The sequence below is a fragment of the Streptomyces sp. NPDC005728 genome, from assembly GCF_040630895.1.
GTDB lineage: Bacteria > Actinomycetota > Actinomycetes > Streptomycetales > Streptomycetaceae > Streptomyces.
On sequence record NZ_JBEXYL010000033.1, the window covers coordinates 38368 to 51072 of the forward strand.

Below are 12705 nucleotides of genomic sequence, written 5' to 3' on the forward strand. Positions count from 1 at the left end.
CTACTTGATCATTGCTTGATCACTCGTTGTGCCGGATGCAGGCGCCGTGGCACGCAAGCGGCGGGCCCGGCGCCGCAATTCGGGCGCACGGACGCCGGCGCCGCGGCTACGGTGAGTGCGGTTCAGGTGCGCATGCAGCGGATCCTTCCGTCGTGAGTTCTCGCCCCGGCGGGAGTGATCGCCGTACCGCCGCCGGCCCGATCTCCGAACCGTCACGCATCGCCCCCGTCTGTCACCCCTCACCTCACCGCTCACTCGTCACCCCGGCGGCAGCACTCCGCACAACGCCTCCAGTGCCGCGCCGTAGGCGTGCTCCGGTGCCGTGGCGTACCCGACGACCAGGCCGTCGGCCGCCGGCATCTCCGTCTCCGGATGCCGGAACGCGGCCAGTCCGTCCAGGGCGACCCCCTGCCACGCGGCCGCCTTCACCGCCGACCGCTCGGTGCCGGGCGGCAGCCTGAGCACGGCGTGCAGTCCGGCCGCGATGCCGGTCACCTCGACGTGCGGCGCGTGCGCGGCGAGCGCCGCGACCAGCCGGTCACGCCGGCGCCGGTAGCGCTGCCGCATGCGGCGCACATGACGGTCGTACGACCCGGAGACCAAGAAGTCCGCGAGGGCCAGCTGATCGAGCACGCTCGCCCACGCCTCCCGCTCGCCCTTGGCCGCGAGCACGGGCGCGACATACCGCTCGGGCAGCACCATCCAGCCCAGCCGCAGCGCCGGCGACAGGCTCTTGCTGACCGAGCCGATGTGGATCACCCGCTCCGGGTCGAGCCCCTGGAGCGCGCCTACGGGCCTGCGGTCGTACCGGAACTCGCCGTCGTAGTCGTCCTCCAGCACCACCGCGCCACGCGCGCGTGCCCAGTCGATCACCGCCGCCCGGCGCTCCGGATGCAGCGGACCGCCGGTCGGGAACTGGTGCGCGGGCGTGAGCAGCACGGCCCGCTCCCGCCCCAGCCCGGCCACCTGGGCCCCGTGCTCGTCCAGCGGGAGCGGCACGGTCCGCACACCCGCCGCCGTGAGCAGCCCCCGGTGGAAGTCCAGTCCGTACGCCTCCACGGCCAGCGGACCGCGCAGCACGCCTCCGCCGCCCTGGCCGAACAGAAGGCGCAGCGCGTGCGCGAAGCCGGAGCAGATCACGATCCGGTCCGGCTCGGTACGCACCCCGCGCGCGCGTGCCAGGTACTCGGTGAGCGCCTCCCGCAGCTCCCGGCGCCCGGCCGGATCCCCCGGCCCGAACGCCTCGCTGGGCGCCGCCTGCAACGCCCTGCGGTACGCGGCCGACCAGGCCGCCCGCGGGAAGGCCGACGCGTCCGGAGTGCCCTGCCTCAGGTCGTGCCGCGGGCCACGCGCGCGTGGAGGTGCCTCTACGGGCACTCGCGCGGCGTGTCGCAACGGCTCGGCACTCCCCCCTTGCCCCGACGGCGTCGGACGCACCCCCATGGCGACCCGGGTCCCGGAGCCCTGCCGCGCGGTCAACCAGCCCTCGGCGACCAGCTCCGCGTACGCGTCGGCGACGGTGTTGCGGGCCACGCCCAGGTCGGCGGCGAGCGAGCGGTAGGGCGGCAGCCGGGTGCCGGGCGCCAGCCGCCCGCTGCGCACGGCCTCGCGCAGCGCCCGCATCAGCGCCGCCCGCCGCCCGCCCGGTCCCGACAGCTCAAGGTGCAGGTCGGCGCCGATCCGCTCCGCGGAATTGACCCATGATTCCGTCATGAAATTGCACCCTACAGCCGGTCTTTCGGTCTCCTAGGTTGGAGCACATGACGACGACGAACACGATCGACACCGCGACCGCCGCCACCCCGACCACCAGCACTGTTGCCGGCACCGGCACCGCGATCGCCGCGGCCGACACGGCCCGCACCCGCCTGGACTTCGGGAAGGCGGCCCCGAAGGCCTTCCGCGCCCTCATCGGCTTCGACGCCGCCGCACGGGAGGGTCTCGACCCGGCCCTCGTCGAGCTGATCCAGATCCGCGCCTCGCACCTCAACCACTGCGCCTACTGCCTCCACATGCACACCAACGACGCCCGCAAGGCCGGCGAGAGCGAGGACCGGCTGCACATGGTCGCCGTCTGGCGCGAGGCCCGGCACTTCTTCACCCCGAAGGAACAGGCGGCCCTCGCCCTGACCGAGGCGGTCACCCGGGTCGTCGACGCAGGCGTCCCCGACGAGGCCTACGAGCAGGCGGCCGCCCACTTCGACCAGACGGAACTGGCCCACGTCCTCGCCCTGATCTTCGCGATCAACACCTGGAACCGTGTGGCACTGGCGACGGGGAAGGTGGCGGGCACCGACGAACGACGCCGCTGAACTGCCGGGGGACTTCCGGCGACTTCGGGGGACTTCTGGGGGCGCAGATCGAACGTGTTGCGGTCCGGCGCTGTCGCCCCGCCCCGACTCCCGTCCGCTACACGGCCATCGGACGGTCGTACGGCGATATCGGCGCCGGCAGCCGTGAACTCCCCGTCAGGTAACGGTCCACGGCTGCCGCCACCGCCCGCCCCTCCGCGATCGCCCACACGATGAGCGACTGCCCACGCGCCGCGTCACCGGCGGCGAACACGCCGGCCACATTGGTCGCGAAGCCGTCGTCGCGGGCGATCGTGCCGCGCGGCTCCATCACCAGCCCCAGCTGGTCGACGAGCCCGTCCTCCCGGTCCGGCCCGGAGAAACCGAGCGCGAGCAGCACCAGGTCGGCGGGCAGCGTCCGTCCGGTGTCCTGTACCGGCTGCCGCCGCTCGTCCACCTCGACCAGGTGCAGTGACCGCACATGCCCGCTGTCGTCCCCGAGGAAGCGCAGCGTGGACGCCGCGAACAGGCGTGCGTCCGCGTCCGCCGCCGGTGCCGTCCGCAGGTCCCGGGCCTCCTCGTGCGCGGCCGACAGCCGGTAGACCTTCGGGTACGTCGGCCACGGCTCGATGTCCTCGTCGCGCTCGGCACCCGGCTGCGCATAGATGTCCAGCTGGGTCACGGACGCGGCGCCCTCGCGCACCGCGGTCCCCAGACAGTCGGCCCCGGTGTCCCCACCGCCCACGATCACCACATGCTTGCCGGCCGCGGACAGCGGCGAGACCTCCAGATCCCCCTCGCACACCCGGTTCGCCAGCGGCAGGTACTCCATCGCCTGATGTATTCCGGTCAACGCCCGGCCCGGCACCGGAAGTTCCCGCCACGCCGTCGCGCCCGTGGCCAGCACCACCGCGTCGTAGCGGACCCGCAGATCGGCCGCCGGGACATCCCGCCCGACCGTCGTCGAGGTACGGAACCTCGTCCCCTCGGCCCGCATCTGTTCGAGCCGTCGCTCCAGATGCCGCTTCTCCATCTTGAACCCGGGGATGCCGTACCGCATCAACCCCCCGATCCGGTCGTCCCGCTCGTACACGGCGACCGTGTGCCCGGCCCGGGTCAGCTGCTGCGCCGCGGCGAGCCCGGTGGGCCCCGAGCCGATCACCGCGACGGTCTTCCCCGACAGCCGCTCCGGGGGCCGCGGCGGGGCGAAACCCTCCTCCCAGGCCCGGTCGGCGATCGCACACTCGACGTTCTTGATCGTGACGGCCGGCTGGTTGATCGCGAGCACGCACCCGGCCTCGCAGGGCGCCGGACACAACCGTCCCGTGAACTCGGGGAAGTTGTTCGTCGCGTGCAGCCGGTCGCTCGCCGCCCGCCAGTCCTCGCGGGAGACCAGGTCGTTCCACTCGGGGATCAGGTTGCCCAGGGGGCAGGCGTCGTGGCAGAACGGGATGCCGCAGTCCATGCAGCGGTCGGCCTGCTTGCTGATGATCGGCAGCAGCGCTCGCGGGACGTAGACCTCGTCCCAGTCCCGGACCCGCTCTTCGACGGGCCGCCGCGGCCACTCCTGGCGTGGCGTGGTCATGAACCCCTTGGGATCGGCCATGGTCGTCTTCCTCGCGTACGCGTACCGGGGGGTACTCCGTGTACGACGGGCCGTGCGTCATCGGGCGGCACTCTTTCGGCCACGATACGTCTCCGCCGACACACCCGCAGAGTGGTGGACAGCGCTTTCTCGCGGGATCCCCGCAGCGTGTGGCCGACGGCTCCCGATCCGTCCTGACCGGTGAGGCCCTGGCCGCCCTCGCCGCCCCGGCCGCCCTCGCGGCCCGCACAGGGAAGGTTCAGGCTATGGCCAGCACGTACAGGACGGCGGCCGCGGCCGAGACGACCGTGCGGGCGTGGTTCCAGAACGTCCACTCGCGCACGTATTCCGGCCAGTACGCCACCGCCTCGGGGCTGCCCGGGGCCATCCCGGCCAGTCTGTTGTTGCGGGGCACGTTCGCGACCATGGTCAGCCCGAAGGAGCCCAGCAGGTACAGCGCGCTACCCAGCAGGAGCTCCAGCTTCCCCTCGTCCGGCCACACCACGAACGTCACCACCGCGATCACCGCGCACAGCAGCGCCGAGCCGAGGAACACCAGCATGAACGCGGCCCGCACGGCGGCCACGTTGATCGCCTTCATCGCGGCCACGCCCTGCGCGGGAGGCAGCACGGCCAGCCCTCGCATCACGAAGGTCGAGAACCCGCAGAACACCCCCGCCACCAGCCCGGTCCCCAGCACCCCCAGCACGGTCAGCACGAAGAACGGCCCCTCGATCACGATCCCACCTCACTCCCACACCGCCCGGGCCAAGACCGGGCACCGGCCTTTCTTCCCTTCCTCCCAGTGAATGCGCACCGGGCCCGCCCGACCATGGCTGAGGGCCGCGGCGGCATGCGCGAGCGTCCAGGTCCGCACTGCCCTTCCCGTATCCTCAGCCGACGTCGGCCGCCTCCCCCCACCTCCTCAGCACGCTCTCCACGGCCGCCGCGATCCGCCGCCGCGCCTCGAACCTCGGCACCCCGCTCATCAGCAGCTGGTCGTACGGCGTGTCCACGTGCCGTACGGCCGCCACGACCGCCGAGATCACCGCCCCCTCCGTCAGCGCCCGCCCGGCCGCACTGCGCCCGACCCGCCCGCTGCCCCGCACCGACGCGTGCGCCGCGATCGAGCAGGCCCGCTCGGCCGGGCACCCGGGAAAGTGCCGCAGGATCTCCGCCGCGAACGCCGCCACGAACTGCTCGTCCTCCGACGCCCTGCGCCGTGCCTCCCGGGCCCGCCGCCGGCGCCGCACCTCCGCGTCCGCCAGGCATCGCGCCTCGGCCCTGGCCAGCGCCGCCTCCTCCACGAGCAGGCCCTGCCGCTCGTACCGGCTCTGACGGCGGTTGAAGCGCACGACCACCGCCGACAGCGTGCTCTCCTCCCGCGCTCTGCGGGTCAGCGCCGTGTCACCGCGCGGCAGGAACACCAGGTGCCCCAGGTCGGCGCAGACGAGGCAGCGCGGGGCCCCGTCCTCCAGCACGAGCATCGACAGCGGACCGCGCCAGCATCGGGAACAGCGCTTGCGCCGCAGCGGCTGGACGACGACAAGCCCACCGGGGAGGAAGGGAGTTGCAGAAGGCGCCATACGCGGTTCTTTCCCCGTCACCGCCCACCGCTCCCACGCCTTACCCGTCCCGCCGGCTCCTCCTTGCCGACATGGAACCCGCCCGCTCCTCCCGGGCGATGTGGAACCCGGCCACCTGCGTGCGGCGCCGTACTGGTGTGGCGCCCTTCGGCCACCACCGTGACCGCGAAGTCCGGCTGCGACGGCTGAGCACGAGGTCCGATTACGACAGCCGACGGCGAGGCCGGCAGCCGAGCACGAGGTCCGCCCACGGCAGCCGACCGCGGGGTCCGCCTACGGCAGCCGGGCCGCGCCCCCCTCCTGCCGCCACCGACCCGGCCCGGCATCATGGGGGCTGTGCGACTCGAAGCGATCACCTGGGACCGGCTCGCCGAACTGCTTGCCGACCGGCTGGTCGAGCTGGAGCCCGCCGACGGGGGTGCCTGGCCGCGCGTCGGCTTCGACGGGGCACCGGCCGCCCATCCGGTGGACCTCGCCGAGCGCGTTGCCCAGGCGCTGCGCGTGCGCGGCCGGCAGTCGTTCGTCGTCGGCGCCGAGGGCTTTCTGCGCCCCGCCTCCCTCCGCCTGGAGCATGGGCGACGGGACGCGGAGTCGTATTTCGGCGGCTGGTTCGACACGGGCGCCCTGTGGCGCGAGGTCTTCGGCCCGCTCGACCCCGGCGGCGGCGGCCGCGTCCTGCCCGACCTGTGGGACCCGGCCACCGATCGCGCCACCCGCAGCCCGTACGTCCAACTCCCACCCGGCGGAATCCTGTTGTTCCACGGCCCCCTCCTCCTGCGGCACTGGTTCCCCTTCGACCTGACCGTCCACCTCCTCCTCTCTCCGGGCGCCCTGCGCCGCCGCACTCCTGAGGCAGACCACTGGACCCTCCCCGCCTTCGAGCGCTACGAGGCCGAGACCGACCCGGCCGGTACGGCTGACGTCCTCGTGCGCGCCGACGATCCGCGCCACCCTGCCTGGAACGGCTGATCCAGACGGCTTCGCCGGTGGCGCCCTCCTCGGCCCCGCCTCAATGTCGCCCCCGTCGGCCCTGCCGGTGTCGCGCCCTTCGGCCCCGTGGGCGTCGCCCATCCTCGGCCCCGGCAGCGTGGTTGCCCGCGGAAGGTCGGTGCCTTCCCGGCGTGGGCGGTCAGAGCCAGCCGTTGCGCCGGAAACCGCGGTACAGCGTGAGGCAGGCCGCCGCCATCACGCCCATGACGAGCGGGTAGCCGAACCGCCAGTGCAGCTCCGGCATGTGGTCGAAGTTCATGCCGTAGACCCCGCACACCATCGTCGGCACGGCGATCACCGCCGCCCAGGCCGTGATCTTCCGCATGTCCTCGTTCTGCGCGACCGTCACCTGCGCGAGATGCGCCTGCAGGATGGAGTTGAGCAGTTCGTCGAACGCGGCTATCTGTTCCTTGGCCCGCATCAGGTGGTCGAGCACGTCCCTGAAGTACGCTTGTATCTCTGGGTCGACCACCCGTATGGGCCGCGTCGCCAGATCCTCCACCGGGCGGCCGAGCGGCACCACCGCCCGCTTCAGCTCAAGGAGTTCACGCTTCAGTTGGTAGATGCGCCCCGGGTCGGCCCGCGCGCCGTTCTCCGAGAACACGTCCGTCTCGACCTGGTCGATGTCGGCCTGCACCGCGTCCGTCACGGTCAGGTAGTCGTCCACGACGTGGTCCGCGATCGCGTGCAGCACTGCCGCCGGCCCCTTGGCGAGCTGCTGGGGGTCGGCCTCCAGTTCCTCGCGCAGCGGGCCCAGTGAGCCGTGCCGCCCGTGCCGTACCGTGATCACGAAGTCCTCGCCGACGAACACCATGATCTCGCCGGTGTCGACCACCTCGCTCGTCGCCGTCAGTTTCTCGTGCTCCACGTAACAGACGGTCTTGAACACCGCGAAGAGGGTCTCCCCGTACCGCTCCAGCTTCGGGCGCTGATGGGCCTCCACCGCGTCCTCCACCGCCAGCGGGTGCAGGTCGAACAGCTCGGCGATGCCCGCGAACTCACTGTCCGTCGGCTCGTGCAGTCCCAGCCAGACGAACCCCTCGCCGCTCTTGCGCACCATCTCCACGGCAGCCACCAGGTCGGTGCACCCAGGCACCCGGACTCCGTCCTGGTACGTGACGCAGTTCACCACGGAGGAACCCAGCGGTGACCGGGCGGGATGGCTCAGGTCGACGCGCGGCCGCCGCCGGGCCAGCCGTGCCACCTTGCGCAGGCCGCCGACCCTGCCCAGCCCTGTGACCTTCCGTAGATTCCCTGCCATGGACATCCGGATCTCCTTGCGTGGATCTCCCCGCACACCGCTCTTGCGCCTTGCCCGGCCAGTGTGCCAGCCCGGCGCAAAGCGCGGGTAAGCCTGTGGGAACAGTTCGTTCCGCTTTGTTCCCGCCTGTGGACGGAGCGGTTGTTCCCGCCTGTGGAGGGAGCACCGGCCGCTGCGGACCACCCGGGCGACTTGGAGGATCGTGGCATGACACCCTCCGGCGGATACCTCCTGGACAACAAGCAGAGCGAGGCGGCACAGCGCTTCGACGCCTTCGTCGCCCTCTTCGATCCCACGACGTTCCGGCATCTCGCGGCGTTGGGGTTCGGGCCGGGCTGGCGTTGCTGGGAGGTCGGAGCCGGCGGCAACTCCGTGGTGTCCTGGCTCGCTGAGCAGGTCGGACCCACCGGCAAGGTCGTGGCGACCGACATCGACACCTCGCGACTCGCTGCCGTGGACCGCCCTCCCGTCGAGGTGCGCGTCCATGACGTGGGGGCGGAGGAGCCGCCGGGGGAGGGCTTCGATCTGGTGCACGCCCGCCTGGTCCTCGTCCATGTCCCGGACCGGGAAAGGGTGTTGGACTCCATGATCAGGGCGCTGCGACCGGACGGGACGCTGTTGATCGAGGACGCGACCCTGCCCTCCAGCCCCTGCTCTGCCCCGACGAGCACGGCCCCGAGCAGCAGCTCGCCAACCGCCTGCGGCAGGGATTCCGCCGGCTGCTCGCCGACCGCGGCGCCGACCTGTCGTACGGCCGCAAGCTCCCGCGCCTGCTCCGCGAGGCAGGGCTGCGCGAGGTGACGGCCGACGCCTACTTCGCCGTGACCTCGCCCGCCTGCACCGCACTGGAGGCCGCCACGGTCCGCCAGATCCGTGGCCGACTCGTCACCGCGGGCCTCGCCACCGACGAGGACATCGACCGTCACCTGGCCAATGTGGAGGCAGGTGGTATGGACTTGGCCACCGCACCGATGATCTCGGCGTGGGGACGCAAGGGCCAGGACTAGGGCCTGTCCGGCCGGTCGAGTCGCAGGGAGGCGACGGTGCCGGCCTGTGGCTGGCCGCCGGTGTCCCCGTGCGGTGGTCTGCCGCCCACCCGTTCCACCGCCCGCGCTCCCGCCCTGCACCCGTGTGTCGCCGCCTCCTGCGGATCGGCGCCCGCGATCAGGGCGGCGAGGAACCCACCGGTGAAGGCGTCGCCGGCACCCGTGGTGTCCAGCGGGGTCGTCGGCACGGCCGGAACCCGGGCGACCACGGCACCGGAGCGGGCCACCAGCGCCCCGGCCCCACCCGACTTCGCCACCACCAGCGGGACGAGTCGGCTCAACTTGGCCGCCGCATCGGCCGGTTCCGTCAGCCCCGTCAGCAGACAGGCCTCGTCCCGACTGGGCAGCAGCACGTCCAGCCCCTCAGCGAACGCCAGGAAACGGTCCACCCCGAACTCCACCAGGAAGCCCGCCGATGCCGGGTCCAGACTGACCGGCACGCCACGCGCGCGTGCCGCGGCGAGGGCCACCCCGGCGAGCGCCCGGCTCGGCTCCGAGAACAGCAGATAGCCCGACAGGTGCAGCCTCGCGACCCCGTCGAGCAACGCGTCGGACCAGTCGGCGGGTTCGAGGCGCAGGGACGCCCCGCTGTCCGTGAGGAACGTACGCTCGGCCGACGCACCCGTGTCGACGAGGCAGATCACCGTCCCGGTCGGGGCCTCCCGGTCGACCACCAGCCGGGGCCGCACCCCGCACGCCACCAGCTCGCGCTCGTGCCACTGTGCCGCATCCGCGCCCACCCGCCCCAGCAGCCGTACCTCCGGACAGCCCGCGTGGGCGGCCCAGCAGGCGACATTGGCGCCCGCGCCGCCCGGCAGGGTCCGGATCGCGGCGGCCGTGTCGGTGCCGGCCGCGAGCGGTCCCCGGTGCCGGGCGACGACATCGGTGACGACGTCCCCGACGACCAGCAGAGCCCCGTCCGGGCCCGTGGTCACTCTGTGGTCCACGCCACGGCGATCCGCGCCGCCAGCCGCACATTGCCGCGCACCGCGGCCAGGTTGGCCTCCAGCGAGGCGCCCTCCGTGTGCCGGACCAGGAAGTCGAGCAGGAACGGCGTGACCGCCTGGCCGGTGACCCCCTCCTCCTCGCAGGCACGCAGCGCGTCGGCGAGCACACGCGCGTGCAGCGCCGGATCGAGCTGCTGTTCCTCCGGGACGGGGTTGGCGACGATCAGCGCCGACTCCGGCGCGTCCAGCGCGTCCTGTGCCCGCATGACCTCCGCGACCTGCTCCGGGCTCTGCAGCGTCCAGTCCACCGGATGTCCGGAGTCGGACAGGTAGAAGCCGGGAAACCGGTCGGTACGGTACCCGGCGACGGCCACGCCCAGCGTCTCCAGCCGCTGCAGGGTCGCCGGCACGTCCAGGATCGACTTCACGCCGGCGCACACCACCGTGATCCGCGTCCGTGCCAGCAGGCCCAGGTCGGCCGACTCGTCCTGGGTCACCGTCCACTCCCGGTGCACACCGCCCAGCCCGCCCGTGGCGAACACCCGGACGCCCGCCAGCGCGGCCAGCTGTGCCGTCGCCGACACCGTGGTCGCCCCGCTCGCCCCCGCAGCCACGGCCGGCGCCAGGTCACGGTGGCCCAGCTTGCGGATGCCGTCCTCGTTCGCGACCCGTTCCAGCTGCTCCTTGTCCAGGCCGATGTGCGGGCGCCCGTCGAGTACGGCGATGGTCGCGGGGACGGCGCCTTCCTGCCGCACCACGCGCTCCAGTTCCAAGGCCACTTGGAGGTTGCGCGGACGCGGCAGCCCGTGCGCGATGATCGTGGATTCCAGGGCCACCACCGGCCGCCGCGCGTCGATCGCTTCCCGGACTTCTTCCGACACCACCAGCACCACGCCCGCCTCCTGTCCGTCGGTCCTTCCTCATCTCTGGCGGGCGCCGCGCCCGGCTAAACGCTTGCCGTCTGTGGGGGACACCACCAGCCTGGACGGCATGACAAACCACACCACGCGTCTCGACCACGTCGTCCTGTGGGTGGCCGACCCGGTCGCGGCGGCCCGCTTCTACGAGGACGCCGTCGGTCTGGAGCCCCTGAGGCTCGCCGAGTTCGCCGAGGGAAAGGTGTCGTTCCCCTCCATACGCGTCAACGAGGAGACCATCCTGGACCTCGCACCGCGCGGTATCGCGGAGCGCATGAACATGCTCCCCGGTTCCGCCGACAGCGCGGGCCACCCCGTCAACCACGTCTGCCTGTCGCTGCCGTCCGCCGACTTCGACGCCTTGCTCGCCCGCCTGGCCGAACATGAAGTCCCCATGAGCGACATCGGGTACGACTCCTTCGGCGCCCGCGGAAAAGCCATGCGGAGCTTCTACTTCCAGGACCCCGACGGCAACGTCTTCGAGGCGCGGCACTACGCGTGAACCGCACCTGGGGCGTGCGGGCCCGACGCCGTCAGAACAGCGGCTCGGGCAGCACGCCCTCCAGGGCGAGCAGCTTGCGCTTGGCCTCCAGACCACCGCCGAAGCCGCCGATGCCGCCGTCGCTCTCCACGACCCGATGGCACGGCACGACGACCGGGAGCGGGTTGGCCCCCATCGCCGCGCCCACTGCCTGCGCCCCGCCCGGCTGCCCGACCCGCCCCGCCAGATCGCCGTACCCCACCACCGTTCCGTAGGGGACGCCGGAGGCCAGCTCGCGCAGCACCTGCCGGTTGAAGCCAGAGATCAGCGACCAGTCCAGGGGCAGGTCGAAGTCGTGGCGCTCGCCGGCGAAGTACGCCTCGACCTGCTGTATCGCCTCGGCCAGCAGCGGTGAGTCCGGGTCCTCGACGGGCTCGGTGCCCAGTCGGGCCGCCAGCCGCTCCAAGGCTCGCTCGCGCACCGCGTCCGTGGCGTGGAAGACGACGTTGACCAGTCCCTCGCGGGTCGCCGCCAGCATCAGCGGGCCGATGCCGGTGCCCACGACGGCCCACACGACCCGCTGCTCGTCCTGCCCATGGCTGTCCATGCGCCCACGGTACGACCCGCCACTGACAACGCCCGACGTACGGCCGCTCCGGCTCAGTCCGCGTCCAGCGCCGCCCGGACCACGTCGGGCTTGTTGGTGATGATCCCGTCGACTCCGTAGCCCGCGACCTTCCGGGCGGTGGCCGCGTCGTCCACCGTCCAGGCGAACACCCCGAGCCGCTTGCTGTGCGGTCCGGTGACGGCGTGCACGGAGGAGACGTAGCTGGTGGAGATCGACCCGTTGGAGGGGTTGATCAGGTCGGTGAAGCGCGCGTACTCGTGCAATTGCGACACGGACGGAGTGCCGAGCAACCCGGTGGTGAGAGCCGGCTTCAGCTCGTGCACGGTGCGCACGCTGTCCGCGCTGAAGCTCTGCACGATCAGCCGCCCGAGGTGCTGCTGGTCCAGCCAGCCCTCGTTGCCGAGAAGCTTCAGGGTCTGCTGCTCGATGCCGGGGTACAGCTGCGGGTTCTTGATCTCCAGGAGCAGTTTCTCGTGGTTGTGCTCGACCCTGTGCATGTACTGCTTCAGCGTCGGCACGCGCGTGCCCGCGTAGGCGGGTGAGAACCAGCTGCCCGCGTCCAGCCGGGCGATCTCGGCGGCGGTGAAGTCCTTCACCTTCCAGGGTGCCCGGCCCGGGAAGACGTCCTCGACGTTCGTGGTGCGCTCCAGGCTGTCGTCGTGGATGACGACCAGTTCGCCGTCCTTGGTGCGCTGCACGTCGTTCTCCACCCAGGTGAAGCCCATCTCCGCGGCCTTGTCGATGGAGGCCAGGGTGTTCTCGGGAGCGCAGGCGGAGGCACCTCGGTGGGCGACCACCGTGGGCCTGGCGGTCTCACCCGCCCGGGCGTCCGCGGTGAGGCTCACCAGGGCTGCCGTCCCCAGGACCGCGGCAATCGTGGCGGCGCCTGCGCGCGCGTACATGCGGACTCCTCGCGTCGAGCGAATACCGGCTGCACCAGCTTGACAGCAGAGGGTCGACAGCGCCGGGCGCA

At 72.4% G+C, this 12705-nt stretch carries 12 protein-coding genes and 1 pseudogene; 4 read left to right on the plus strand and 9 right to left on the minus strand.

Annotation, left to right across the window (positions count from 1 at the left end; all coding sequences use genetic code 11):
- Positions 1-258: 258 nt before the first annotated feature.
- A complete protein-coding gene (locus ABZ471_RS22805) occupies positions 259-1713 on the minus strand; it encodes a PLP-dependent aminotransferase family protein (protein WP_359068619.1) in 1455 nt (484 codons plus the stop codon).
- 47 nt (positions 1714-1760) lie between these two features.
- On the opposite strand from ABZ471_RS22805, the gene ABZ471_RS22810 reads away from it, so the two are divergent.
- Complete coding sequence (locus ABZ471_RS22810) at positions 1761-2312, plus strand: carboxymuconolactone decarboxylase family protein (protein ID WP_359068620.1); 552 nt, start codon at positions 1761-1763, stop codon at positions 2310-2312.
- 97 nt (positions 2313-2409) lie between these two features.
- On the opposite strand, the gene ABZ471_RS22815 is transcribed toward ABZ471_RS22810, so the two are convergent.
- From ABZ471_RS22815 to ABZ471_RS22825, 3 genes are all read right to left on the minus strand, one after another.
- Positions 2410-3897 (minus strand): glutamate synthase subunit beta, encoded by a 1488-nt coding sequence (locus ABZ471_RS22815; RefSeq protein WP_359068621.1) that lies wholly within the window; start codon positions 3895-3897, stop codon positions 2410-2412.
- A 238-nt stretch (positions 3898-4135) separates the two neighbouring features.
- Positions 4136-4615, minus strand: coding sequence for an anthrone oxygenase family protein (locus ABZ471_RS22820; protein ID WP_359068622.1), 480 nt, complete (start codon positions 4613-4615; stop codon positions 4136-4138).
- Between the two features lie 154 nt (positions 4616-4769).
- Positions 4770-5462: a DUF2293 domain-containing protein gene (locus tag ABZ471_RS22825; protein ID WP_359068623.1), complete on the minus strand. Its 693-nt coding sequence runs from the start codon at positions 5460-5462 to the stop codon at positions 4770-4772.
- 327 nt (positions 5463-5789) lie between these two features.
- On the opposite strand from ABZ471_RS22825, the gene ABZ471_RS22830 reads away from it, so the two are divergent.
- Positions 5790-6431 (plus strand): uridine kinase, encoded by a 642-nt coding sequence (locus tag ABZ471_RS22830; protein WP_359068624.1) that lies wholly within the window; start codon positions 5790-5792, stop codon positions 6429-6431.
- A gap of 160 nt (positions 6432-6591) precedes the next feature.
- Here the strand turns inward: ABZ471_RS22830 and corA are convergent, their stop codons facing one another.
- A complete protein-coding gene (corA, locus tag ABZ471_RS22835; protein ID WP_359068625.1) occupies positions 6592-7719 on the minus strand; it encodes a magnesium/cobalt transporter CorA in 1128 nt (375 codons plus the stop codon).
- 201 nt (positions 7720-7920) lie between these two features.
- Between corA and ABZ471_RS22840 the strand changes: the two are divergent.
- Positions 7921-8720 (plus strand): annotated as a pseudogene (locus ABZ471_RS22840) (methyltransferase domain-containing protein).
- Here the strand turns inward: ABZ471_RS22840 and ABZ471_RS22845 are convergent.
- Positions 8717-9694 carry a sugar kinase gene (locus tag ABZ471_RS22845; RefSeq protein ID WP_359068664.1) on the minus strand — a complete coding sequence of 326 codons (978 nt, stop codon included), beginning with the start codon at positions 9692-9694 and terminating at the stop codon, positions 8717-8719. The pseudogene ABZ471_RS22840 and the gene ABZ471_RS22845 overlap by 4 nt on opposite strands.
- The gene (locus tag ABZ471_RS22850) at positions 9691-10599 is read right to left on the minus strand and encodes a pseudouridine-5'-phosphate glycosidase (RefSeq protein ID WP_359068626.1); all 909 of its coding nucleotides are present in this window, start codon (positions 10597-10599) and stop codon (positions 9691-9693) included. Before ABZ471_RS22850 ends, ABZ471_RS22845 begins: the two co-directional genes overlap by 4 nt.
- A 97-nt stretch (positions 10600-10696) precedes the next feature.
- Between ABZ471_RS22850 and ABZ471_RS22855 the strand changes: the two genes are divergently transcribed.
- Complete coding sequence (locus ABZ471_RS22855; RefSeq protein ID WP_359068627.1) at positions 10697-11125, plus strand: VOC family protein; 429 nt, start codon at positions 10697-10699, stop codon at positions 11123-11125.
- Between the two features lie 31 nt (positions 11126-11156).
- Here ABZ471_RS22855 and ABZ471_RS22860 read toward each other — a convergent pair whose 3' ends face one another.
- Positions 11157-11711, minus strand: a complete 555-nt coding sequence (locus tag ABZ471_RS22860) for a methylated-DNA--[protein]-cysteine S-methyltransferase (RefSeq protein ID WP_359068628.1) — start codon at positions 11709-11711, stop codon at positions 11157-11159.
- Positions 11712-11764: 53 nt separating this feature from the next.
- Positions 11765-12634 (minus strand): glycerophosphodiester phosphodiesterase family protein, encoded by an 870-nt coding sequence (locus ABZ471_RS22865; protein WP_359068629.1) that lies wholly within the window; start codon positions 12632-12634, stop codon positions 11765-11767.
- Between the last annotated feature and the right edge of the window lie 71 nt (positions 12635-12705).